Annotated in this window: 22 protein-coding genes; 20 read left to right on the plus strand and 2 right to left on the minus strand. The window is 45.4% G+C overall.

Annotation, left to right across the window (positions count from 1 at the left end):
* Window positions 1–3: 3 nt before the first annotated feature.
* The 15 genes from ACXAER_RS11620 (at window position 4) to ACXAER_RS11690 (ending at window position 18,116) form a co-directional block, all read left to right on the plus strand.
* On the plus strand, window positions 4–1,503 hold the full coding sequence (locus ACXAER_RS11620; protein ID WP_039221788.1) for a bifunctional ADP-dependent NAD(P)H-hydrate dehydratase/NAD(P)H-hydrate epimerase: 1,500 nt from the start codon (window positions 4–6) through the stop codon (window positions 1,501–1,503).
* Window positions 1,504–1,572: 69 nt separating this feature from the next.
* Window positions 1,573–2,055, plus strand: coding sequence for a tRNA (adenosine(37)-N6)-threonylcarbamoyltransferase complex ATPase subunit type 1 TsaE (tsaE, locus tag ACXAER_RS11625; protein ID WP_014951096.1), 483 nt, complete (start codon window positions 1,573–1,575; stop codon window positions 2,053–2,055).
* Between the two features lie 85 nt (window positions 2,056–2,140).
* Window positions 2,141–3,490 carry an N-acetylmuramoyl-L-alanine amidase gene (locus ACXAER_RS11630; RefSeq protein WP_474829392.1) on the plus strand — a complete coding sequence of 450 codons (1,350 nt, stop codon included), beginning with the start codon at window positions 2,141–2,143 and terminating at the stop codon, window positions 3,488–3,490.
* Window positions 3,491–3,600: 110 nt separating this feature from the next.
* The gene (gene mutL / locus ACXAER_RS11635; RefSeq protein WP_474829394.1) at window positions 3,601–5,466 is read left to right on the plus strand and encodes a DNA mismatch repair endonuclease MutL; all 1,866 of its coding nucleotides are present in this window, start codon (window positions 3,601–3,603) and stop codon (window positions 5,464–5,466) included.
* Window positions 5,450–6,403 (plus strand): tRNA (adenosine(37)-N6)-dimethylallyltransferase MiaA, encoded by a 954-nt coding sequence (gene miaA, locus ACXAER_RS11640; protein ID WP_474829396.1) that lies wholly within the window; start codon window positions 5,450–5,452, stop codon window positions 6,401–6,403. Before mutL ends, miaA begins: the two co-directional genes overlap by 17 nt.
* 78 nt (window positions 6,404–6,481) lie before the next feature.
* A complete protein-coding gene (hfq, locus tag ACXAER_RS11645; RefSeq protein ID WP_014951092.1) occupies window positions 6,482–6,730 on the plus strand; it encodes an RNA chaperone Hfq in 249 nt (82 codons plus the stop codon).
* 17 nt (window positions 6,731–6,747) lie between these two features.
* Entirely contained in the window at window positions 6,748–8,037 is a 1,290-nt protein-coding gene (gene hflX / locus ACXAER_RS11650) for a ribosome rescue GTPase HflX (protein WP_474829398.1), read from the plus strand.
* A gap of 67 nt (window positions 8,038–8,104) precedes the next feature.
* The gene (hflK, locus tag ACXAER_RS11655) at window positions 8,105–9,256 is read left to right on the plus strand and encodes an FtsH protease activity modulator HflK (protein ID WP_474829400.1); all 1,152 of its coding nucleotides are present in this window, start codon (window positions 8,105–8,107) and stop codon (window positions 9,254–9,256) included.
* A gap of 5 nt (window positions 9,257–9,261) precedes the next feature.
* The gene (hflC, locus tag ACXAER_RS11660; protein WP_474829402.1) at window positions 9,262–10,143 is read left to right on the plus strand and encodes a protease modulator HflC; all 882 of its coding nucleotides are present in this window, start codon (window positions 9,262–9,264) and stop codon (window positions 10,141–10,143) included.
* Window positions 10,144–10,436: 293 nt separating this feature from the next.
* Window positions 10,437–12,038 (plus strand): AbgT family transporter, encoded by a 1,602-nt coding sequence (locus ACXAER_RS11665; protein ID WP_474829404.1) that lies wholly within the window; start codon window positions 10,437–10,439, stop codon window positions 12,036–12,038.
* Window positions 12,039–12,248: 210 nt separating this feature from the next.
* On the plus strand, window positions 12,249–13,328 hold the full coding sequence (gene hemH / locus ACXAER_RS11670) for a ferrochelatase (RefSeq protein WP_474829406.1): 1,080 nt from the start codon (window positions 12,249–12,251) through the stop codon (window positions 13,326–13,328).
* Between the two features lie 93 nt (window positions 13,329–13,421).
* Window positions 13,422–13,823, plus strand: a complete 402-nt coding sequence (locus ACXAER_RS11675) for a DUF4112 domain-containing protein (protein WP_474829409.1) — start codon at window positions 13,422–13,424, stop codon at window positions 13,821–13,823.
* 152 nt (window positions 13,824–13,975) lie between these two features.
* Window positions 13,976–14,860, plus strand: a complete 885-nt coding sequence (locus ACXAER_RS11680) for a dioxygenase family protein (RefSeq protein WP_474829411.1) — start codon at window positions 13,976–13,978, stop codon at window positions 14,858–14,860.
* Between the two features lie 151 nt (window positions 14,861–15,011).
* Window positions 15,012–16,652, plus strand: coding sequence for an acetolactate synthase large subunit (locus tag ACXAER_RS11685; RefSeq protein ID WP_474829414.1), 1,641 nt, complete (start codon window positions 15,012–15,014; stop codon window positions 16,650–16,652).
* A 33-nt stretch (window positions 16,653–16,685) separates the two neighbouring features.
* On the plus strand, window positions 16,686–18,116 hold the full coding sequence (locus ACXAER_RS11690; RefSeq protein ID WP_474829416.1) for an aldehyde dehydrogenase family protein: 1,431 nt from the start codon (window positions 16,686–16,688) through the stop codon (window positions 18,114–18,116).
* 212 nt (window positions 18,117–18,328) lie between these two features.
* On the opposite strand, the gene ACXAER_RS11695 is transcribed toward ACXAER_RS11690, so the two are convergent.
* Window positions 18,329–18,694 carry a DUF2237 family protein gene (locus tag ACXAER_RS11695; protein WP_269918491.1) on the minus strand — a complete coding sequence of 122 codons (366 nt, stop codon included), beginning with the start codon at window positions 18,692–18,694 and terminating at the stop codon, window positions 18,329–18,331.
* Between the two features lie 175 nt (window positions 18,695–18,869).
* On the opposite strand from ACXAER_RS11695, the gene ubiG reads away from it, so the two are divergent.
* From ubiG to ACXAER_RS11720, 5 genes are all read left to right on the plus strand, one after another.
* Window positions 18,870–19,622, plus strand: a complete 753-nt coding sequence (ubiG, locus tag ACXAER_RS11700; RefSeq protein ID WP_474829418.1) for a bifunctional 2-polyprenyl-6-hydroxyphenol methylase/3-demethylubiquinol 3-O-methyltransferase UbiG — start codon at window positions 18,870–18,872, stop codon at window positions 19,620–19,622.
* A gap of 247 nt (window positions 19,623–19,869) precedes the next feature.
* The gene (locus tag ACXAER_RS11705; RefSeq protein ID WP_474829420.1) at window positions 19,870–20,844 is read left to right on the plus strand and encodes an esterase/lipase family protein; all 975 of its coding nucleotides are present in this window, start codon (window positions 19,870–19,872) and stop codon (window positions 20,842–20,844) included.
* Window positions 20,844–21,842 (plus strand): lipase secretion chaperone, encoded by a 999-nt coding sequence (locus ACXAER_RS11710; protein ID WP_474829422.1) that lies wholly within the window; start codon window positions 20,844–20,846, stop codon window positions 21,840–21,842. Before ACXAER_RS11705 ends, ACXAER_RS11710 begins: the two co-directional genes overlap by 1 nt.
* A gap of 188 nt (window positions 21,843–22,030) precedes the next feature.
* Window positions 22,031–22,639, plus strand: a complete 609-nt coding sequence (locus tag ACXAER_RS11715) for a glutathione S-transferase family protein (RefSeq protein WP_474829424.1) — start codon at window positions 22,031–22,033, stop codon at window positions 22,637–22,639.
* Complete coding sequence (locus ACXAER_RS11720) at window positions 22,639–23,298, plus strand: glutathione S-transferase family protein (RefSeq protein WP_474829426.1); 660 nt, start codon at window positions 22,639–22,641, stop codon at window positions 23,296–23,298. The genes ACXAER_RS11715 and ACXAER_RS11720 overlap by 1 nt, the downstream gene beginning before the upstream one ends.
* On the opposite strand, the gene ACXAER_RS11725 is transcribed toward ACXAER_RS11720, so the two are convergent.
* Complete coding sequence (locus ACXAER_RS11725; protein WP_474829428.1) at window positions 23,291–24,190, minus strand: LysR family transcriptional regulator; 900 nt, start codon at window positions 24,188–24,190, stop codon at window positions 23,291–23,293. The two genes, ACXAER_RS11720 and ACXAER_RS11725, sit on opposite strands and share 8 nt — an antisense overlap.
* Window positions 24,191–24,301: the final 111 nt, after the last annotated feature.

A 24,301-nucleotide genomic window follows, 5' to 3' on the forward strand; every position in this document is an offset into this window, starting at 1 on the left:
CTCATGCTAGATACTCAATTAACGTCAAGTTTATCATACAAATTATTTCGGGCCGATCAGGTTAGGGAAAATGAGGGACAAGCCGCCGCGGATTCGGGCTGCGATATGTTCACGTTAATGCAACGAGCTGGTGATGTGGTATTTAAGCAGTGTCTTGAGCTTATGCCAAACTCAGACGTTTACTTAGTGCTGGTGGGCCAAGGTAACAATGCGGGTGACGGCTACATTGCAGCAATAAACGCAAAACTTGCGGGTAAACAAGTGCATTTATGTGCGGTTGAGCCTGAACGTACGCTGGAAGGTGATGCTGGCAAAGCACAGCAGCGCTGGCTTGATTCAGGAGGCAGTATCAATGGGTTTGACGCTGCGCTCCTCGAGAAGTCTGACGTAGTGATTGATGCGCTTCTTGGTACAGGTATTAATAGCTATATTCGCAATGAGTTTGCAGACATCATTGATGCGGTGAATACGTCATCAACACCGGTAGTAAGCGTTGATGTGCCGTCAGGGCTTGATGCAAATACAGGACAGAGCCTGGGGCGATGTGTTCAGGCTGATATCACCGTTACTTTTGTGGGCATTAAGCCGGGGCTTGTTACTGGTGCGGGTAAACAATCGTGCGGTAAGTTAGTGTATGCGGACTTGGGTATCGGCAAAGCGTTCCAAGCATTAGCTAAAGCGAGCGCGACCATGCTAAATATCGACCACTTTAAAGGTATGGGGCCACGGGAGATTAACAGTCATAAAGGGACTTACGGTCGACTATTGTGCATTGGCGGTAACCGCGGAACAGCAGGTGCCATTCGACTCGCCAGTGAAGCCGCACTTCGAAGCGGTGCGGGCATGGTACGCGTGTATACCCATGAGTCGTCGGTCGTTCAGGTCAGTGCAGGCAGACCTGAACTTATGGTCACCGACTTTAATTTGGAAGATGCATTAGCTTGGGCAACCTGTGTGGTTATTGGACCGGGTCTTGGGCAAGATGAATGGGCAGAAAGCGCATTTGAAACCACCATGAAGCACTGTCAAAGCCAAAATAAGCCTGTGGTCATTGATGCTGACGCGCTGAATCTGTTGTGTCAGCAGTCAACCGCGTACACCTTGTCTGACAGTATTTTAACCCCTCACGCAGGCGAGGCTGCGCGTTTACTCGGTGTTTCTATTGATGATGTAGAAAGCGACCGTTTTAACTACGCAAGGCAGTGCTCACAGCGATACCATGCGGTCTGTGTACTAAAAGGGGCGGGCACGCTTATCGACAATGAAAAGAAAACCTGGGTTTGCCGTCACGGTAATCCAGGTATGGCTACCGCAGGAAGCGGTGATGTATTAAGCGGAATATTGGGCGCGTTGCTCGCGCAAGGTGTAGAAACAGACATTGCAGCAAAATATGGTGTGGTACTTCATGCAAAGGCCGGTGATGATATTGCCCAACTGTATGGTCAACGTGGTATGATAGCGAGCGATTTGTTCGACGCAGTACGTGCGCTTATCAACCACTAAATAGGTTGGTTTTGTCTTAAACGGGCAGGCATCTACTGTGTTTCTTTGTATTACTGTGGAATATTGTTGATGTCTTACCCGCATACCTCTTTTTTTGCTAATGAAGTAGATGATACTGCGCAGCTTGCCAGAGATTTAGCGCAGGCCGTTTCGAGTCAACTCCCTACCGATGCTGTTATTTATTTAAACGGCGACTTAGGTGCAGGGAAAACGACATTTAGCCGATATTTCATTCAATCTTTAGGTCATTCAGGTAGCGTTAAAAGTCCAACCTATACATTGGTTGAACCTTATGAGTTGGACGGCGTCAATATCTATCACTTCGACCTGTATCGCTTAGCCGACCCAGAAGAGTTAGAGTTCATGGGAATTCGCGATTACTTTGGTTCGGGCGCTATCGCGCTTATTGAATGGTCGGAAAAAGGGGGCGAATACTTGGCATCCCCAGACTTAGTGATTAGTATAAATATTACGCCATCGGGTAGGCAGTTTAATTTGGAAGCAAAAAGTGCCCACGGTGCGAAATTGCTTCAGCAATGCAAGCGCGTTTAGCGCAAATGCGAAATGAAAGAAAAACTGAATAAATAGCCGCTCCGGAGTTGACGAGAGCAGCATAACAATAACAGAAAGGCTAATTATGGTGCGCAGTATAGTTTCGGTATTATTATTGTGTTTCGTCGTGCAATTCGCACACGGCGCGCAAAATAACATCGACGGGGTTAGGATATGGCCGTCGCCGGACAATACGCGCGTTGTTTTCGATATGAAATCAGCGCCAGAGTTCACCTATTTTATGCTTAAAAATCCTGTTCGCTTGGTTATCGACATCAAGAATACCAGCGATTCTGCAAAGCTTTCAGGCGTAAAGAATAGCGGTGATTTGATCAAAAAACTGCGCTATTCAACCCCTCAAAGTAAGTCATCGGCTAGGATAGTTGTTGAACTTAACAGAGATACAAAGCCCTCATTGTTTGCCGTAACGCCTAATGGCTCTCTAGGTCACAGGCTTGTGGTTGACCTACCTGATAGTGCGCCTAAAACATCTACTACAATGTCGGCATCGACATCAACGGGATCAGTGGTGATTGACGATACAAGTAGCGCCCGTGATAGAGATATTATCGTTGCCATTGATGCCGGACACGGAGGACACGACCCAGGCTCGGTTGGGCCTGCAGGGACGTATGAAAAGCACATCACGCTGAGCATAGCCAAAAAGCTTGAAAGCAAAATCAATCGAGAACCCGGTATGCGTGCCATAATGACACGCGGCGGTGACTATTATATTTCTCCCAATCGTCGTCCTGAAATTGCCAGAGAGAAAAAAGCCGACTTACTTATCTCTATTCACGCCGATGCGTTTAGTCAGCCACAGCCGCGAGGTGGCTCGGTATGGGTGCTCTCAACACGCAGGGCCGACACTGAACTAGGTCGCTGGTTAGAAAAATCAGAGCGTCATTCTGAGCTGTTAGGCGGTGCCGCTGAAGTGATCAATGATAAGTCCAGCGAACGATACCTTACTGAAACCATACTGGGCTTATCTATGGATCACAGCATGGCGACCAGCCATGATTTAGGTAATAAAGTGGTAGAAGAGTTGAAGCAAGTGACCAGCCTCCATAAAAGAAAGCCACAAGCTGCTAGTTTTGCTGTGTTAACCGCGCCAGACATCCCGTCAATATTAGTTGAAGTTGGTTTTATATCGAATCCGCAAGAAGAGAAAAACCTAAATTGGTCGAAATATCGCGAGCGCTTGGCAAATGCAATGTTCAAGGCAACCAAGCGCTACTTCAAGCAAATACCGCCTGATGGTACACTGTGGGCTCAAGAAAAAGCGAACAACAGGACGCACAAAGTCAGAAGCGGTGAATCGCTTTCACTATTGGCGCAGCGCTATAATGTGAAAGTGAGCAGCATTAAAGCTGCTAACGATCTTTCGAGTGATGTTGTTCGCGTTGGACAGGTATTAAATATTCCGAGAACATAAACCATGGTTTGGATTTACCGGATATTGCCAGTGCCTCCATGCGCTTACATATAACCTCATTACGAATTCATATAGTGAATACTATACATTGAATATCATAGGGTAGCCCTTTGCCTATACAGCTTTTATCTCCCCAACTCGCTAACCAAATTGCCGCTGGTGAAGTGGTTGAGCGCCCCGCGTCTGTGGTTAAAGAGTTATTAGAAAACAGCCTTGATGCTGGTGCCACTAAAATAGAAATCGATATCGAAAAAGGTGGTCATAAACGCATTCGAATAAAAGACAATGGGTCAGGCATTGTCAAAAGCGAACTACAGCTGGCATTGAGTCGCCATGCAACCAGCAAAATCACCACTCTGGATGACTTGGAACAAATTCTATCCCTAGGCTTTCGTGGCGAAGCGCTGGCAAGTATTAGCTCGGTAAGCCGATTAACACTGACATCGCGCACTGAATCTCAAGGTGAGGCGTGGCAGGCCTACTGTGAGGGTAGGGAAATGGCGGTAAATATCCAGCCAGCGGCTCACCCTGTTGGCACCACAATTGACGTGGCAGATCTGTTTTACAACACGCCAGCAAGACGTAAGTTTTTACGCACTGAAAAAACCGAATTTCAGCATATTGAAGAAATTATAAAACGCATAGCACTGAGCTATCCCAAGGTTTCATTTGTTTTAAAACACAACGATAAAGTAGCAAAGCGCTTTATCGCCGACAAGGAAGGCAGTTTAGCCACCCGAATTGGCGCTGTGGTTGGACAAAAGTTTGTTCAAAACGCCGTACATATTAGTACCGCGTATGAAGGTCTTCACATTGATGCTTGGCTAGGTAACGAGGTCATGCTTCGCAGCAGTAATGATTGCCAGTTCAGTTTTGTTAACGGCAGAGGCATGCGAGATAAGCTTATTATGCACGCTATTCGTCAAGCGTACGAAAGCGTTTGGGGTGTGGTGGAGCAACCCAGCTTTGTGGTGTACTTAACGGTTAATCCTAAAGATGTGGATGTGAATGTTCACCCCGCTAAGCATGAAGTTAGGTTTCAACAAGGCAGGTTGGTACACGACTTTATCTGTAAAACCGTGAGTGATGCGCTGCATGCCATGACCGAAGAGCAGCCTCTGGCAGGAATGGACGCAAACCGTCCTATAGGCTCAGATTTCATGTCATCTCAGGTAGAACACGACTACATTAGGCCCTTACAAGAGCAAACGCCTGATAACGAGCGCGCGTTAAATGAAAGCTCTCATTACCCGTCGGGGGCATATTCGCAAAATTCGACGCATAGTCGGGGTCAATACCTTGGTAACGCGAAACCGCCATCAGCGGGGAGTTTTAGTGGTAGCGGTGGCGCGACGTCTTTGCAAGGAAGAGGACAAAGTCGAGGGCCAGGCGCTGCTTATCAATCTAGTTATAACGCATTGATGACGCCAAATAGTGACATTACCGATAGTGATAACGGCGAACAGCGGACTAATGCTCACGTTAATCTTTCTCCCTTGTGTAGAATTTACCCAAGATCAGAAGAAGTTTACCTTCTTTTTGCAACTAAAGTTGCAAGTATCTGGTTAAGCGAACTATTTTTAAAAGCGAAGCACGGACAACCGCTATTGATGCCTGTCGCCGTTTCACTTGAAAATGTGGATGAAAAGCTTATCGAGTTATTAAACGCATCGCATTTCGAAATAAATAAAGTAGCCGGAAAGTACCGCTTGCAGCAGGTGCCTGCCGGAACAAGGCATTTACCTTGGCTAAAATGGTTTGAATCCTTTTTATCCATCAAGGGTAGCGGTGAATTAGATTCTCTTGAAGGTGCGATGACATCGCTCGTTTTAAAAGAGCAAGTGTTCGACGACGATGTATCAAATATGCTCTGGTACTGGTTGGATCAGCAAAGCGAAGCGAAACAATGGGAAATTATTGAGCAATTTGCTAAAGTGCGCCCCTTAAGTTCGTTGCTAGATGTGTGGGGAGAATAACGTGTCCAATGGCATAAATTCTGCATTACCTGTAATAGCAATTATGGGCCCCACAGCGTCAGGCAAGACGGGGTTGGCGTTAGATATAGCAACTCAGGTTGATAGTGAAGTAATTAGTGTAGATTCAGCTCTTGTATACAAAGGCATGGATATTGGCACAGCGAAGCCGACGCAGGAAGAGCGAGCGGGGGTAGTGCACCACTTAATTGATATTATCGACCCGGCAGATAGCTATTCGGTGTCGCAATTTGTAAACGATACGAATGGGCTTATCGGCGATATTTTAGCTCGAGGCAAGGTGCCAATTTTGGCTGGAGGTACAATGATGTACTTTAATGCCTTGATAAATGGAATTTCGCCACTACCTAAGTCAAATGAAAAAGTACGAGACGATATAACACAGCAGGCACAACGCTTGGGTTGGTCTAAATTGCACGATGAATTACGTGGTGTAGACCCAATCAGTGGTGAGAGGATCCACCCAAATGACCCACAGCGTATTACTCGTGCACTGGAAGTGTATAGAAGTACCGGCAAGACGTTGACATATTGGCAACAACAAGAGGGTGAAAAGTGCCCTTATAACATTGCACAATTTGCCATAGCGCCCGAAGACAGGGCAGTGTTGCACGAACGAATCGCGACCCGGTTTGATATGATGCTAGAGCAAGGGTTCGAAAAAGAAGTATCGAAACTCTATGAACGCAGTGATCTACATGAAGAATTACCTTCTATACGTTCAGTAGGGTATCGACAAATGTGGCAGTACCTAGACGGCCAATTGAGTTACGCAGAAATGCGTGAAAGAGGCATTATCGCTACAAGGCAGCTTGCCAAGCGCCAGCTTACGTGGTTACGGGGCTGGGAGCAGGTTACATGGCTTGACACATTTGCTAACGATAATTTGATTAAAATTACAGCGAAAGTCACACTTTAAATGTTTGAGTGTGGTATACATTAGACGTGCAGTGATAGTGAAATTTCTATCATGAATAATAAAAACTAAGGATATCAAATGGCTAAAGGGCAATCTTTACAAGACCCATTCTTGAACGCTTTGCGTAAGGAACGTATTCCAGTATCAATTTATCTGGTAAACGGTATTAAACTTCAGGGGCAGGTTGAATCATTCGACCAGTTCGTTATTTTACTGAAGAACACAGTAAGCCAAATGGTGTATAAGCATGCGATTTCTACTGTTGTTCCAGCACGCGCTATCACTATGCCTAGCGCAGGAGATTCTGAAAATACTAAAGGTGAATAATTTAAAAGGTAACGCGCTTGTTTGACCGTTATGAAGCCGGTGAACAGGCTGTACTTGTTCATGTTAATTTTTCCGACGAGAACAGTAAAGAAGACTTAAGTGAGCTTGAATTACTTGTGTCTTCAGCAGGGGTAAATGCGGTCGAGGTCATCACGACGTCACGCAGTGCGCCTCATGCTAAGTTTTTTGTTGGTTCAGGTAAGGCAGAGGAAATAGCAGCAGCAGTAAAAGCACACGATGCTAACGTTGTTATTTTCAACCACGCGCTCTCTCCTTCTCAGGAGCGTAATTTAGAAGCGGTGTGTAAATGCCGGGTGTTAGATAGAACTGGGCTTATTCTCGATATTTTCGCGCAGCGCGCGCGAACTCACGAAGGTAAGTTACAGGTTGAACTAGCCCAGTTGAGACATATCTCAACGCGTCTTATCAGAGGATGGACTCACCTTGAGCGTCAAAAAGGTGGTATTGGTCTTCGCGGTCCAGGTGAGACGCAGCTAGAAACTGACCGTCGATTACTTCGTGGTCGTATTAAAGCCATTCTTCGTCGTTTGGAAAAAGTGCAAAAGCAGCGTGAGCAGGGTCGTCGCTCTCGCAAACGCGCTGAAATTCCAACGGTATCCTTAGTTGGCTATACGAATGCGGGAAAATCGACGCTATTTAACACCATTACCGACTCTCACGTTTACGCTGCCGACCAGTTGTTCGCAACGCTAGATCCTACGTTACGTAAAATCGAGTTAAAAGATGTTGGCCCCGCAATATTGGCCGATACGGTTGGTTTTATTCGTCATCTTCCCCACGACCTAGTTGCCGCATTTAAAGCAACGCTTCAAGAGACACAAGAGGCAGATTTACTGCTTCATGTTGTCGACATTGCCGATGCAAAATATCGTGAAACCATGGACGAGGTGAACGACGTACTTGAAGAAATTGAAGCGGGTGACATTCAACAATTACTAATCTGTAATAAGATTGATAAACTAGACGACGTTCAGCCGCGTATAGAAAGAAATGACGAGGGCGTTCCCGTTAGAGTGTGGTTGTCTGCACAAACGGGCGAAGGGACGGAATTGTTGAGCCAAGCTTTAACTGAATGTTTAGCAAAAAGCATGGTGAACTATACGTTGAAGATTCCACCTGCACAAAGTCAATTGCGCGGCGTGTTGTACGAGCTAAACTGTATTGCAAGTGAAGAATACGACAGTCAGGGAGACTGGGTAGTTGATGTAAGAATGCCCTCTGCCGACTGGAACAGGCTTGAAAAACGTCTGGAAAACGGAATATCAGAGTATGTTGTGCGACATTAAGCAGTGTTAAATACTGCATTGAGCATGCAAAATTCAAAAATATAACAGTAATCTATGGAGTATCAGCATGGCTTGGAATGAGCCGGGTGGCAATAATAACGACCCGTGGAAGAATCGCGGTGGGAAAGAGCAAGGTCCCCCAGATTTGGACGATGTTTTTAAAAACTTATTTGGTAAGTTTGGAAAGTCAGGTGGCAACGGTGGTGGTTCGGGCAAAAGCCTAGGCGGCATCGGTGCTGGTATTCTAGTAGGTTTACTTGTCGTGATCTGGTTCATTAGTGGTTTTTATACCATTCGTGAAGCTGAGCGCGGCGTAGTCCTTCGCTTTGGTGAGTATCACCAACAAGTTGAGCCGGGTCTTCGCTGGGCGCCTACGTTCATCGACTCTGTTATTCCTGTTGATGTTCAATCAATACGCGATCAGTCGTCATCAGGCTCTATGCTTACTGAAGATGAGAACGTAGTGAGCGTTCAAATGGAAATGCAGTTCCGCGTTGTTGACCCATACCGTTGGACGTTTGCCGTTGAAAGCCCTGAGCAAAGCTTAAGTCAATCTCTTGATAGCGCTATCCGTTATGTAGTTGGACATTCTACAATGGATGACGTATTAACCGACGGACGTGAAGTAACCCGTCAACGGGTGTGGGAAGAACTTCAATCGATTATCGAACCATACAACATGGGTGTATCTATCATTGATATGAACTTCCGTGATGCTCGTCCACCTGAGCAAGTTAAAGATGCATTCGATGATGCCATCGCTGCCCAGGAAGACGAACAGCGTTTCATTCGTGAAGCAGAAGCTTATGCTAGAGAAATTGAGCCTCGTGCACGCGGTCAAGTCAATCGCATGAACGAAGAAGCACAAGCCTATAAAGAGCGCGTTACGTTAGAAGCACAGGGTGAAGTGGCACGCTTTGAAGAGCTGCTTCCTCAATACGAACGTGCACCTAAGGTTACTCGCGAGCGTATTTACCTTGAAACTATGGAAGAGGTACTTAGCAGTACCAGCAAAATCATGGTTGACAGCAAAGGTGGTAACAACATGATGTATCTCCCGCTAGATAAAATCATGGAACGCCAGCAATCTACAAGTAACAAAAATACGCGCAATACGCTGGAAGGCTTACAAGCACCAGTAACCGATGCTAATGGCCGCAGCCGAAATAGTTCGCCAAGTTCAGGTTTGCGCGGCGATAGCTACAGAGAGGGGAGATAAGCACAATGAAGAATTTGTTAATTGCAGTATTTGTTCTTCTTGTATTGCTTGCATCAGGCTCACTGTTTGCAGTTAAAGAAGGCGAACGCGCCATTGTTATTCAGTTTGGTAAAGTGCAAAGAGACGACGCGACTGGCGACACAAAAGTGTTCGAACCGGGTCTTCACTTTAAACTTCCGTTTATCGATTCAGTACGTGTGCTTGATGCGCGTATTCAAACGCTAGACGGGTCACCAGACCGCTTTGTAACAAGCGAGAAGAAAGACCTTATCGTTGATTCTTACGTTAAGTGGCGTATTGACGATTTTGCGCGTTACTACCTGTCTACAGGCGGTAACAAGCTTCAAGCCGAAGCACTACTTAAGCAAAAAGTAAACAACGGCCTACGTTCTGAGTTTGGTACTCGTACCATTGCGCAAATCGTTTCTGGCGAGCGTTCAGCACTAATGAACCAAGCAATGGAACAGGCGTCTACATCATCAGACGAGCTAGGCATTGAAATTGTTGACGTACGCGTTAAGCAAATTAACCTACCTACTGAAGTGAGTAACTCTATCTTCCAACGTATGCGCGCAGAGCGTGCTGCTGTTGCTCGTGAGCACCGCTCAGAAGGTCAGGAACAAGCTGAGGTAATTAAAGCTAACATCGACGCGAAAGTGACAGTAATGCTGGCAGATGCCGAGCGTAATGCCCGCCAGTTGCGTGGTGAGGGTGATGCGATTGCGGCACAAATTTACGCTGACGCTTACTCAAAAAATGCAGATTTCTACAGCTTCTTGCGTAGTATGGATGCATATAAAGAAAGCTTTAACAGCAAACAAGACGTTATGGTAATAGCGCCGGACAGTGACTTCTTTAAGTATATGAATCAGTCTAGCGGCAACTAAAAACCAAATGTTTTTATGAATATAAAGGCCAGTCTTTTAGACTGGCTTTTTTACACCCTCTCAAAAAGTAACTTACTGATACAAAGTGGTTATTTGTGATTGCACAAGGCCAAGTTAGTAAAGTGTACAGTAAGTTAACCCCTCATTTTCCCTATCCACTGCCAAATTTTCACTATATCGGGTAAAATACCGCCCGAATATTATTAAAACACGTCACCATTAAGTACAAAGTTATCGCCTTCCCAGCGTTAACTTTGATGTAGTAGGCGTAAATAAACGACAGAGGGAAGATTTTGACAACGGAAAACAAAAATACAGCGTCTGCCGATAATAACGACGGACAGAGTGGGTTATTCTCGCGATTTCTCGCTACGGTTGAATGGTTAGGAAACCTACTTCCGCACCCGGTAACGTTATTTGCGCTGCTTTCACTTTTCATCGTGGTATTAAGCGGCATATTAGGTTATTTCGACCTTGCTGTTGCCGATCCTCGCCCTGTTGGTGCGAAGGGCCGTGAAGAAGACGGCATGATTGAAGTAATATCCTTGATGAGCGCAGAAGGTTTGCAGCGGATAGTTACGGGGTTGGTCACTAACTTTACCGGGTTCGCACCACTAGGCACCGTGCTCGTTGCCCTTCTTGGTGTATCGGTAGCAGAACATTCGGGCCTTTTGTCGGCAGCAATGCGCGCGTTAGTTATGAACGCCTCAAAACGCGCTGTAACCTTTGCTATTGTCTTTGCGGGCATTATATCAAATACGGCCTCTGAACTTGGTTACGTGGTACTTATTCCGCTCGCAGCAATGATTTTCCACTCTCTAGGACGTCACCCGCTAGCCGGCCTTGCTGCGGCTTTTGCTGGTGTCTCTGCAGGTTATAGTGCAAATCTATTGTTAGGTACGGTTGACCCACTGTTGTCGGGTATCACAGAAGCCGCTGCTCACATGATAGACCCTGACTACGCGGTTGGCCCAGAAGTTAACTGGTACTTTATGTTTATCAGTACTTTTGTAGTTGCCACTATGGGGGCACTAGTTACTGAAAAAGTGGTAGAGCCAAGACTGGGCAAGTTTGATCCATCTGAGGCATCAATAGAGCTAGGCAAGCAATCTATGGATGCGCCCACAGATTTGGAAAAGAAGGGCTTGCGTTGGGCGGGAATATCTTTTGCCCTAGTTTGTGCAATCCTTGCGTTAACGGTAGTACCTGAAAATGGTATTTTACGTCACCCAGAGACAGGTGAAGTGGCGGGCTCTCCGTTTTTAAAAGGCATTGTTGCCTTCATCTTTATCACCTTTGCGATTCCTGGCTTTGTTTACGGTAAAGTGACCAAGTCGATGAAAAACGACAAAGATGTCATTGATGCTATGGCGAAGAGTATGGGAGCCATGGGGCTTTACATAACGTTAGTATTCTTTGCTGCACAATTTGTTGCTTTCTTTAAATGGACAAATTTAGGTACCGTGCTAGCCGTTAAAGGCGCAGCTCTTTTGCAAGCTGCCGGATTAGATGGCCCCGCCGTGTTTATCCTATTCATATTGATGTGTGGCGTGGTTAACTTATCGTTAGGTAGTGCATCTGCGCAGTGGGCGGTAACAGCGCCTATTTTCGTGCCTATGCTTATGCTTATTGGTTACGCGCCAGAAGTTATTCAAGCGGCTTATCGTATCGGTGATTCAGTAACTAACGTTATAGCACCTATGATGAGCTACTTTGGGCTTATCCTAGCCATGGCAGCTAGATACAAAAAAGACTTGGGAATGGGCACGCTTATCGCCATGATGCTACCTTATTCTATGGTCTTCATAGTAGGTTGGACTATTTTATTCTACATCTGGGTATTTTTACTTGGCATGCCGGTGGGCCCAGGCGCAGCCACTTACTATCAGCCCTAAGTAAATAATTAGCTTTGATGCCACAGTATTTGCTCGGTGGCAGTTCAATAGCGGTATGTGTTTTTAAATATTATTTTTAAACATATGCCGCTTTTTTAATGCCTAAAATCTATTAGTTCAATCGCACTTTTTTGGCGTTATCGCAGATCATAATCTAAGGTAATTCAGTATAATACGGATATAGCGCAGTACTTCTCGGACTATGAATACATGAAATACAAATCAAACAAAGGCTTTACCCACGGGCAACCAGATAAAATTGGTGTACTGGTTACGAATCTGGGAACACCAGAAGCGCCAACTAAACAGGCACTACGTCCCTATTTAAAAGAGTTTTTGTCAGACCCTCGCGTGGTGGAAGTGCCTAAAGCGATCTGGTGGTTTGTATTAAATGGCATCATTTTGAATATTCGCCCTAAGCGTTCGGCAGAGGCTTACTCTACTGTATGGACGGATGAAGGTTCTCCGCTGATGGCAATCACAAAAGCGCAGGCGAGTGCCATAGCAGAACGTTGTAAAGCACAATATGGCGATGACGTGATTGTCGATTTTGCCATGCGCTACGGCAACCCCGCCATTGGTGACACCATTGAGTCTATGTTGGCAAAAGGTGTACGTAAGCTTGTGGTGCTTCCGCTATATCCCCAATACAGCGCATCAACAACTGGCTCTACCTTTGATGCTATTGCAAAAGACTTTATGTCTCGCCGATGGCTTCCCGAGTTTCGTTTTGTTAATCACTACCACGACCGCGACAATTTTATTACCGCACTAGCCAATAAAGTAAAAGCACATTGGGAAGTACATGGCCGCGCGGACAGACTTATTTTGTCTTATCACGGTATTCCAAAGCGCTACTTAATGAACGGCGACCCTTATCACTGTGAATGCCATAAAACATCACGCTTGCTTGCCGAAAAGCTGGGGCTTTCACACGACGAGTATATGACAACCTTCCAGTCTCGTTTTGGTCGTGAAGAGTGGTTAACACCGTATACAGATGAAACGTTAAAGTCTTTACCTGAAAAAGGGGTGAAGTCCATTCAGGTTATGTGCCCTGGTTTTTCAGCCGATTGCTTAGAAACTATTGAAGAAATTGGTGAAGAAAATCGCGAGTACTTTATGGAAGCCGGCGGTGAGCGCTATGAATATATCGCGGCACTTAACAGTGATAAAGAGCACATAGATGTGCTTTTTGACATAGTGAAAGAAAATCTACATGGCTGGGCGGTAGAATCAGACAACGGTTTACGTGCGGGCTTAGCGAGAGCGCTGGGCGCTGAAAAGTAGCGTTTGAAAAGCTGACAGCAAACGTTTTGAGAAAAACCAATAGGGAAATCACTCTTGGTGGCGCATTGATTAAATGAAAAGGGAGATAAGGTCGTGGAAGGCAAAGCACCAAAGGAATTACTTAAAGCGCAAAAACTGGCGAACTTGCTGGACACTGCCGTAAAGCTCCCTTTTATTCCGATAAAAATAGGCTTGGATTCAATCGTGGGCCTTATCCCTGGAGCCGGTGACGCGCTGATGCTCTTCGTTTCACTTCGAATAGTTTGGCTGGGAAAATCATTGGGTATGCCCAAAGCGTTAATAGCTCAAATGGTAAAAAACTCAGCAATCGACTTTGGCTTAGGTTTTATTCCATTTGTTGGCGACATCGTGGATATATTCTATAAAGCCAATCAGAAAAATGTTCGTATTATGGAGCGCTGGTGGATAAGCGAAAATAAACATGAGGTAGATAAAGTAACACAGAAGGTGCTATCCGAATGGAGTGCTGAATAACCTAGGTTTAGTTACCCAAATACCTGCGCTTTTTTCACTTTGCTTATTTACTGTGTAAAGCTACGTAAAGCTACGTAAAGCTTGAGTAAATAAGAGAACCTTGTCCTTTAGCTAAATGTCTTTTTTGCAAAGACAACCAAGGGCAACGTACGATGACATCAAACAAATTAACGGAAGAGCCGCTCAAACGACGCCGCTTTATGAAAACAGCGGTGGGACTTACATTGGCTCCTATTGCTATCGGGTTGTGGGGTTGTGGAGGTTCTAATTCCACCTCTGCAAGTTTCACAGCATCTACCTCCTCATCTTCCAATAACGACACCGATTCAAATGCCGAACCTGAAGAAGATTTTGACGGTTGGGCAAGCGGTGGCACGTCAGCTATGACGTCAGACTTTCCAGACGATAGTTTATTTGACACTGCTTCTGTATGCAGTGTGGCTCTCACAGGCTCTCAAACGGAAGGCCCGTGCTATTTTCAAAGTGACTATCTTGACGACATATCATATGAGCAAACAGGTTTGCCGATGATGTTGTGTCTTCAGTTAATTGATGAAGCGTGTAATCCCCTATCGGGTTATGAAATTGAAGTATGGCATTGCGATGTAGACGGCGTTTATTCAGGAGATACCAGCGATAGTGCTGATGCCAGCGGATTTAATTCGGCATTTTGCACGGGAAATGAAGTGGATGCATTAAGTGCGAAGTGGTTCAGAGGTATTGCGGTGACAGATGCTAGCGGAAGAATAAACCTAAAAAGCTGTTTTCCCGGCTGGTATAGCAGCCGAGCTATCCACATTCATTTTCGTATACGTCGCAACAACACTGATCAATTGGTTTCTCAATTTGGCTTTTCCGATAGCTTTTGCCAAGACATTTGTACCAATCATCCCGACTATAGTCACCGGGGTGAGCCAGACACGTTGCTGGGGCAAGATACAGTGTTTGGCAGTGACTACAATGAATATACATTTAGTGTATCACAAAACGAAGATGGTTCTTTGCTCGCATACAAGCGCATAATAATCAGTGATTAGACTTCCTTTTTCTCTCTTATACACTATTTTTTAACATGCCCGTTAGCAACGGGCATTTTATTACGCACAGTAAACCCATTCGCAGCATTGTTTCGTAGCACAACTAATAAGAACTTTATTTTCTGCTCAAATTACAAGGAGCGTGCAGCACATGAAAGCGTCCGATTTATTTGTTAAAGCGTTAGAAGCAGAAGGCGTGGAATACGTCTTTGGTATCCCAGGTGAAGAAAACCTCGACTTACTTGAGTCGTTGCGCGAGTCCTCTATTAAACTGGTGCTGACTCGTCACGAGCAAGGCGCTGGTTTTATGGCTGCTACATATGGCAGGCTTACCGGAAAAGTGGGCGTGTGCCTTTCGACCTTAGGGCCTGGGGCCACTAATTTAGTCACGCCCGCTGCTTATGCTCAGTTAGGCGCCATGCCAATGTTAATGATTACTGGGCAAAAGCCAATCAAAACCAGCAAACAAGGTCGCTTTCAAGTTATCGACATAGTGGACATGATGCGGCCGATCACTAAATTCACCAATCAGATAGTAAGTGGAGACCGAATACCCTCTACCGTTCGAGAGGGCTTTCGTCTGGCGTCAGAAGAGCGTCCGGGCGCTGTACACATTGAACTGCCAGAAGACATCGCCGCAGAGCAAACCAGTGCCCAAATACTAACACCTAGCATGGCCCGTCGACCTATCGCCGAATACAAAGCAATTGCTGCTGCGATTACCATGATTGAAGAAGCTCAGTCACCTTTGTTATTGATTGGCGCCGGAGCAAACAGAAAGCTAACAGCTAAAATGCTCAGGGAGTTTGTTGATAAAACCTGCATTCCATTTGTTACCACCCAAATGGGTAAAGGGGTACTAAACGAAAGCGATCCGCGTTTCGCAGGGAATACTGCTCTGTCTGACGGTGACTTTGTACACAGGGCAATAGAGCGTGCCGATCTTATTATCAACGTAGGCCACGATGTTGTAGAAAAGCCACCGTTCTTCATGCACCACAACGATAAAAAAGTGATTCATGTCAACTTTGATTCGGCTGCCGTAGACCCTGTTTACTTCCCGCAACTCGAAGTAGTTGGAGATATTGCTAACAGCATCTGGCAAATAAAGGAAGGCATTACTCCCCAAGACAGTTGGAAACTCGACTTCTACAAGGATGTGCATCAAGCCTATGTAGACCACCGTGCTGAAGCAGAAGACGATAATCGATTCCCTATCTTACCAGAACGTCTTGTACGCGATATTCGTAAAGTTATGCCTGATAACGGCATTGTTACGTTAGACAACGGCGTATATAAAATATGGTTTGCCCGAAATTACCCCGCATATCATCCGAATACCCTGCTTTTAGATAACGCACTGGCTTCAATGGGGGCCGGTTTGCCCTCAGCGATCGCTGCAAAACTCGTTAACCCAGATGCGCCCGTATTAAGTGTATGTGGTGACGGCGGCTTTATGATGAATAGCCAAGAAATTGAGACCGCCGTCAGGCTTAAGCTAGACCTTGTGGTGATCATCTTGCGTGATGACGCGTACGGAATGATTAAGTGGAAACAAGCAAACATGCAGTTCGATGAGTTTGGTTTAGATTATGGCAACCCCAACTTTGTTAAATACGCACAAAGTTACGGCGCACAGGGCTGGAGAGTTGACGACGCGGATGTACTTATTCACTTAGTTGATAAGTGTTTGAACACAAAAGGCGTACATATTATCGATTGTCCAGTTGATTACAGTATGAATGACAAAACACTAAATCATACGATTAAAGAGCTTAGCGCCAAGCTTTAAGCCAAACGTAACAAAAAAGGTAAGGAGTAAAAAATGTTGAAGGAAAGCTATCCCTATTATTTAGCGAGTGAGCCACATTATGCCAATACCGACTTGGACGTAACAAATAAATACACCGGAGAGGTAGCAACCAAGGTGGCGATGGCCGATGCGGATACCATCGATAAGGCCATTGCTGCAGCAGAAGAAGCGCAGCCTGCGATGGCCGCCATGGCTCCCTTCGAAAGACAAGCGGTGCTAGAGCACTGTGTGAAGCGCTTTACCGAAAGAGCCGATGAGTTGGCGCAAGCGCTTTGTATAGAGGCTGGTAAGCCAATTAAAGACGCTAAGGGCGAAGTCAGCCGCCTTATTGATACCTTCAAAATAGCGGCAGAAGAATCAGTGCGTATTAATGGCGAGGTGGTGAATTTAGAAATCTCGGCGCGCGCCAAAGGTTATCAGGGCATGACCAAGAAGGTCCCTATAGGTCCATGTTCATTTATATCGCCGTTTAATTTTCCTCTGAATTTGGCTGCGCACAAGGTGGCGCCTGCCATTGCCGCAGGCTGCACCTTTGTGCTTAAACCGGCCTCGCGCACCCCTATTGGTGCGCTTATTATTGGCGAAGTATTGGCAGAAACCGATCTGCCCAAAGGGGCGTTTTCAATTCTGCCGTGTAGCCGTGATGGTGCTGATTTGTTTACCACAGACGAAAGACTAAAACTGCTAAGTTTCACGGGCTCTCCGGATGTGGGTTGGGCGCTTAAAGCAAAGGCTGGTAAAAAGCCAGTTGTGCTGGAACTAGGCGGTAATGCAGCCTGCGTAATTGATGAAGATGCAGACATTGAAGACGCTATCGACCGCGTGATTGTTGGGGCTTACTATCAGTCTGGTCAAAGCTGTATCAGTGTTCAGCGCCTCTTAGTGCATAGTAAAATATATGATGAATTTAAATCACGCTATGTAGAAAAAGTAAAAGCATTGGTGTCTGGTGACCCTTCAAACGAAGATACTTTCATAGGCCCCATGATTTCTGAAGGCGAAGCTGAACGCTTACACGGTTGGATTACAGAGGCCAAAGAAAAGGGCGCAACTATCCTGTGTGGCGGTACTCGCGAAGGGGCAATGCTTGAAGCTACGGTTATGGAAAACGTGCCCAAAGACTGTGATGCCAGTGCCGAAGAGGCGTTTGGCCCGCTATCTATCCTAGAGCCTTTCGACAACTACGACGACGCGCTTAAAGAAGTAAATAACAGCCGCTACGGACTTCAAGCTGGTGTATTTACTCGCGATATTTATAAAGCACATAAAGCTTGGGATAAGCTGGAAGTGGGCGGCGTTGTTATTGGCGATGTGCCTAGCTGGCGTGTGGATAACATGCCTTATGGGGGCGTTAAAGATTCAGGACTAGGTCGTGAGGGTATTCGCTACGCGATAGAGGATATGTCTGAGACCCGACTTATGGTTATTCGAACGCCCCAGTAAGCTAAGAAGACCTTATATACCGGGCTGTACGGGGCGGGCTTAAAACCGTAAACAAGCACCAAAGGCGCTAAGTTGACTGCAAGGCCTGGTTCTAACAAATAAAAAGAGCATGTTTAGGCAAACATGCTCTTCTTTATGGTTAATATCAACCAATATTTGGTTTGAAAAGCTCATGTTGAAGCTCGTCAATGGAAAATATCTTGTCCAACCCCCTAGTTTTTGTCAGCCGCATATTCTTCTAACAAAGATAGAGGAATAATATCTAGGGCTTTTTCATGGGTAGCTTCCAGTCGCACCTTGGGCGCAACACCGGCTTCGTACGCTTCTAACCAACGAGCAGCGCACAGGCACCATCTGTCGCCGTCGAGTAGACCGGGGAAAGACATGCTAGGCCAGGGGGTTATCAAATCGTTACCTTGTCGCAGGGAAAATTGTAGAAACTCATCGCTCACCACAGCACATACACTGTGATTGCCTACGTCAGCATCGGGTACATAGCAAAAACCTTCACGGGTGAACCCCGTGTTTCCACAACATAATTGCAGCGGTCGACCATAAACATTTTTTGCGTTTGCCAAAATCAGAACCCTCTTTCACAACGTATAATCTTTAAATGTCTTTATCTATGTGCCTTCTAAAGAAACATAAAGGTGAACATTTTAAGTGCTCATCTCAATGTACTCACCTTAGAACCCTGAATGATAGGGGTCAATAAAAAAGCACTAGAGTCATTACGCTTAAAGGTAAAATATCGTGCTCGATAAAAGTAAAAAAACCGAGAAAGTTAACTTTTCTGAAGAGGAAATTTCGCGCTTTGATTCGCTGGCAGAGTCGTGGTGGGACCCTAACGGCAAATATAAAACTGCCCTTGAGTTTAATCGGGCGCGCTTAGATGTCATTAAAGCGCAAATAGAAAACCATTTCGGTAAGGGTAACCTCCTACCTGATTATTCGTCTTTGTCTATTGTTGATATAGGTAGTGGCGGCGGGCTTATTAGCGAGCCTTTGGCGAAGCTTGGCGCGAACGTAACTGGCATTGATGCAAGTGCGATCAGTGTGGAAGTAGCAAAACGCCATGCTGAAAAAAGTGGTGTGTCGGTAACCTATAAAAACATGTTGTCCAGTGAACTAGTTAAAGAAGCACAGCAATATGACATTGTTATAAATGCTGAAGTGGTAGAGCATGTGCCTGATCAGCAGCAGTTAATTGATGAATGCGCTAGCTTAGTCAAACCGGGCGGGTTGCTCATTCTTGCCACTTTAAACCGTACTATCAAAAGCTACGTGATTGCTATTGTGGGGGCTGAATACGTCATGCGGTATTTGCCTGTAGGAACCCATGATTGGCAAAAGTTTGTAAAACCTAGTGAATTAGAAAAATGGGTCGGGGAAGACTTTACACTGAAGCATCAGATAGGTATGAAACTCAACCCATTCAAGGGAAAGTGGCTAACCACTTCAAGCCTTGCCGTAAACTTTATTCAAACCTACTCCAGAAAACGATAAGAGCTTATTAGTTTTGTTTATGGTTTGTATGTCGATTAGAAATGGTATGAACGAGTATACTTTTTCGTGAGTGCTATCTAGCTGAATTCGATGGTTATTGGCGATTAACTGACGACGAAAATCATATATTTACACTGAGGTTCTTTATTAAAGTTTTAACATAGCTGTTGATCTTTACAATATGCTTACATAATTATAACAAAGGTCTGACCACGGACCACAACGTTACAATTATGAGGCATACACGATGAGAAAATCCAAAAATAGTAGAGCAAGGAGTGCTCTCATTGTCACTCTACTTACCATAGCAGCAGGGGTCAGTTCGTTAGTTGGAGGAGCAGGACAAGCCTTCGCGGGAACATACGCAAAAACTGAAAACCCCATAGTATTGGTCCACGGCCTGTTTGGCTTTGAAGACATACTCTTTGTAGATTACTTTTATAAGGTTCCGCATAAACTCAGCCGCAACGGCGCTGTCGTATACATTGCTGAAGTTTCACCAGCAAATTCCACAGAAGTGCGCGGCGAGCAGTTGCTTGAGTATATCGACGAAGTACTCGCCCTATCAGGCGCAGACAAAGTGAATCTTATTGGACATAGTCACGGCGGCCCAACGGCACGTTACGCCGCAAGTGTGGCACCAGAAAAAGTCGCTTCGGTAAGCTCTGTCGCCGGTGTTAATTGGGGCAGTAAAGTCGCAGATGAGCTACGGGACGCATTCGCCGAGGGCTCTGTGGGAGAAGGCGCCGCTGGCGTCGTTGTTAATGCATTTGCCAATATTATTGAAATTGCGTCTGGATCAGATCCGCGTGACAAGCCCACGGACTCAATTGCTGCACTTGATTCTTTGTCAACTGCAGGCTCAGTAGCATTCAATAAAAAATACCCTGAAGGCATGCCTACCGCCTATTGCCGAAACGACGGTAAGATGTTGGCTGAAAATGGCGTGTACTATTTCTCATGGAGTGGCGGTAGAACCTATACCAATGCTCTAGACGTTGTCGACCCTTTCCTTGCTATTACCGGCACAGTGTTTAAAGAGCCAAACGACGGCTTGGTATCGACCTGTAGTTCCCATTTAGGTAAGGTCCTTAAAGACAACTATAAAATGAACCACTTAGATGAGGTGAACCAGAGTTTTGGTATAACCCACTGGTTTGAAACCGACCCGGTAGATGTGTTTGTCCGTCAGGCTAATCGACTTAAGAGATTGGGCTTGTAGTGACAAAAGGTAAAGTACGCCATGCGTTCCCAATACTTACAGGGCTAGTTGCTCTGTTAGTATTGGGTACTATTGTTTATATCCAATTTGCACCCGACACCAAAAACAATGGTGCTGGGTCTTCCGCCGAACGCTTGGAAGTTAGCAGGCAAAAAGAAACCAGTGAAAAACTGGGCGAGAATGAAACAACGCATAATGAGACAGGTGCGCGCCACCCTCTAAAAAACGAAGCAGCAAACGCAAATAAAAACCTTATTCCCTTTGAGCTTAACTATTCAACCAAAGACGCTTTCGACCGCTTTATATTTACGCGTACAACAGACGACCCGCAAATCGTTAAGTTTGCTTATACCAACTACGTTAGGACTGTATTTACACCAACTACCCAAGTGGCGGCGTCTGACTTATTTACCCGTTATGTGGATTATAAAGTGGCGCTTTCTTCCATCGAAACAGAAGTCGACTTGGCTACTCATAGCTTGCAGGATGTGTCTTATAAGCTTGATGAGCGCGAAAAGATAAGACGCACTTACTTCAACGACACCGAATACGACTATTTATTTAGCCAAGAAGCGCAAGCTGACGAAGCAGCACTGGAGCGCTTGCGTATCGCCCAAGAAAACGCGCTACCCAGAAAGGAAAGAAAAGCGTTAATCGTTGCTTCTATCAAAGCAGGGAATGAAGCCGAACGGGAAGCCTTTCAGCCAACGCTTAATATGCATCGCATCAACGAGATAAAACGCAGCTATAGCGATATTAGCGACCGCTATAACGCTGTGGCGGCCGAGTTTGGTAGTGCAGTGGCAGACCGCTTCGCGAAAACCTGGGAAAAGCAGGCACAATGGGAAAGCAAAATTGCAGACTATCAGGCGTTTCGCGAAAGCCTATCGCAGCAGGCACTTTCGCCGAGCGAGGCAGAGGATGCCCAGCGCGAATACCTGTCTGCACGCTTTACTGATAATGAAATAAAACGTCTTAAGGTGATTACGGGCTCATAATTAATGATCGGACCCCAATACTGGCTTTTCATTGTTTTTCAGTATTTAAAATTACCCAAGAGGTATAACCATAAAAGAACTGAATAGTTCTGTGCATAGACAGAGTGATTTGAAAGCGGTATGTGCAATTACTAATCTAAGAATAACCCTATATTTAACATTCTGTCATAAGGTCTGTGGCAATCATTATGAAAATTTATGAAACGAAAACGGCACCTAACCCGCGTCGAGTACGCATGTTTTTAGCCGAAAAAGGCATTGATGTTGATTACGTGCAAGTCGATATTCAAAAAGGTGAAAACCTAAGTGCAGAAATGCGCGCTAAAAACCCATTAGGAAAAATACCCATCCTAGAGTTAGATGACGGTACCTGTATTGCAGAAACCGATGCGATCTGTACTTACTTTGAAGCATTGCAACCAGAGCCTCCATTAATGGGAACAACGCCCGTTGAAAAAGCAACGATATCTATGTGGCAGCGCCAAGTAGAGTTAGCCTTTATGATGCAAATTGGCATGTGCTTTCAACATACCACAGGTTACTTTAAAGATCGTATGACACCTGTACCTGAATATGGCAAAGAAGCGGGTATCAACGCGTCTAAATATCTCAATATTCTAGAACGCCGACTTGGTGTAAAAGAATATATCGCTGGCGATACCTTTTCTATCGCCGACATAACCGCGTTATGTGCTATGGATTTTGCCCGAGTGGTAAAAATTCGTATGACTGAAGACCACGTTAATTTAGCGCGCTGGTATGAGGCCGTAAGCAACCGAGCGAGTGCAAAAGCCTAATGATAGATTTATATACCGCAGCCACCCCTAATGGTTGGAAAGCGTCAGTAGCGCTTGAAGAAATGGGACTTGAATATACAGCTCATTCTGTAAACTTAATGAAGGGCGAGCAGAAAACACCAGAGTTTTTGGCGATGAACCCGAACGGACGCATACCGGTTATTATTGACAGAGAAGCCGATGGCCACGTTGTTTTCGAATCCGGCGCAATTATGATTTATCTCGCTGAAAAGACCGGAATGTTCTTACCCCGCGATGCTAAGGGAAAGAGCCAAGTTATCCAGTGGTTAATGTTTCAGATGGGTGGAATAGGCCCTATGATGGGGCAAGCCAACGTGTTCCATCGTTATCTAGAAGAAAAAATTCCCGTAGCAATAGCGCGTTACCAAAACGAAGTGCGACGTTTATTCACCGTACTGGATAATAGGCTAGAAAATCGTGAATATCTGGTAGACGACTATAGTATTGCTGACATGGCTAACTGGTGCTGGGTGCGCACTTACGAATGGTCTGGTGTTAGCATTGAAGGCTTGGACAACCTAATACGCTGGAAGAACAGTATTGAAGCGAGGCCTGCAGCGCGACGTGGCGTGGAAGTGCCTAATAAGATAGATAAAGAGGCGCTGCTTAAAGGCGCCAAAAATGTGGTTACTAAATAACGTTTTTAACTGAATCGACAAACCGATTGAGCCAGCCTGATGCCATACTCGGTTTGTAAATCAACTCAAAATGTTCTTCATGGCAAAAGTCATAATCTGATACGGACACGCAAGTAAGATCATGACTTTTCGCTATGAAGTCAGGTACGTAGGCCAAAGCCAGTCCTTGCCTGACAATAGACAGCAGTGTGCCAAAATCATTACATCGATAGTGTATAGAGCGGGGGACTTTGTCGTCTCTCCACCCATCAGAGCCTATGCCCCGTTTTATTCCACAAAAAGGTGAAACGTCAGGGCAAGCAAAAGCGAAAGCGAACAAACTTTGACTTGTTAATATACCGTTCTTTGCTTCAGCTACCGCAGGATGATTTTTTGCGGCCGCAACCACATAGGTAGACGACCCTAATAATATGCGATGCAGTGACGAGTCTTTCTCTCGTTCTTCCATTGCAAAAGAGGTGGCGATAGCCACGTCGCTACCCCCTTTAGAAACGCTATCCAGCGCTTTCCCTTCCCAGCAAGCGTGGATATTGACGTGAAAGCGATCTTGTAAAGAGAAAGGTTTAGCAAGCAAAGTTGGCAAGTAATATTGAAGCAAGAGTGATGGACCAGAAACGGTAATGTTGTATAAAGCAGTATTACCCCTAAACTCACTGAGTACCTGATCGGCTTCGTGCACAAGATGAGTGGCATAAATAAGGAATTTGTTTCCCCGTTGGTTGAGTCGAATATGTTTACCTACGCGGTCAAACAGTTGGCTTTCTAACTGTTGTTCTATGCGTTTCACCACTTTAGACAATGCGCCTGTGGTAACCGATAAGTGCACAGACGCTTTATTCAAGTTCTCATGTTGGGCAACAACAATAAATTTTCTTAAGTCTTCAATATCCACGGGTTCGCCGCCTCATTGTTTCCGGTTGGGAATTAAACATGTATTTATTGTAGCTTAATTGTAGGTGGTTACTGTGCCAGTATCGCCATAATAAAATTGTTATTAAGCGTA

The organism is Alteromonas sp. AWJ4_199 (genome assembly GCF_056159165.1).

Excerpts from the sequence above, each read along its gene's own strand:
- ACXAER_RS11620 (WP_039221788.1), top strand. The coding sequence starts at position 4 with ATGCTAGATACTCAATTAACGTCAAGTTTATCATACAAATTATTTCGG.
- tsaE (WP_014951096.1), top strand. The coding sequence starts at position 1,573 with ATGTCTTACCCGCATACCTCTTTTTTTGCTAATGAAGTAGATGATACT.
- ACXAER_RS11630 (WP_474829392.1), top strand. The coding sequence starts at position 2,141 with ATGGTGCGCAGTATAGTTTCGGTATTATTATTGTGTTTCGTCGTGCAA.
- miaA (WP_474829396.1), top strand. The coding sequence starts at position 5,450 with ATGTGTGGGGAGAATAACGTGTCCAATGGCATAAATTCTGCATTACCT.
- hfq (WP_014951092.1), top strand. The coding sequence starts at position 6,482 with ATGGCTAAAGGGCAATCTTTACAAGACCCATTCTTGAACGCTTTGCGT.
- hflK (WP_474829400.1), top strand. The coding sequence starts at position 8,105 with ATGGCTTGGAATGAGCCGGGTGGCAATAATAACGACCCGTGGAAGAAT.
- hflC (WP_474829402.1), top strand. The coding sequence starts at position 9,262 with ATGAAGAATTTGTTAATTGCAGTATTTGTTCTTCTTGTATTGCTTGCA.
- hemH (WP_474829406.1), top strand. The coding sequence starts at position 12,249 with ATGAAATACAAATCAAACAAAGGCTTTACCCACGGGCAACCAGATAAA.
- ACXAER_RS11680 (WP_474829411.1), top strand. The coding sequence starts at position 13,976 with ATGACATCAAACAAATTAACGGAAGAGCCGCTCAAACGACGCCGCTTT.
- ACXAER_RS11685 (WP_474829414.1), top strand. The coding sequence starts at position 15,012 with ATGAAAGCGTCCGATTTATTTGTTAAAGCGTTAGAAGCAGAAGGCGTG.
- ACXAER_RS11690 (WP_474829416.1), top strand. The coding sequence starts at position 16,686 with ATGTTGAAGGAAAGCTATCCCTATTATTTAGCGAGTGAGCCACATTAT.
- ACXAER_RS11705 (WP_474829420.1), top strand. The coding sequence starts at position 19,870 with ATGAGAAAATCCAAAAATAGTAGAGCAAGGAGTGCTCTCATTGTCACT.
- ACXAER_RS11715 (WP_474829424.1), top strand. The coding sequence starts at position 22,031 with ATGAAAATTTATGAAACGAAAACGGCACCTAACCCGCGTCGAGTACGC.
- ACXAER_RS11720 (WP_474829426.1), top strand. The coding sequence starts at position 22,639 with ATGATAGATTTATATACCGCAGCCACCCCTAATGGTTGGAAAGCGTCA.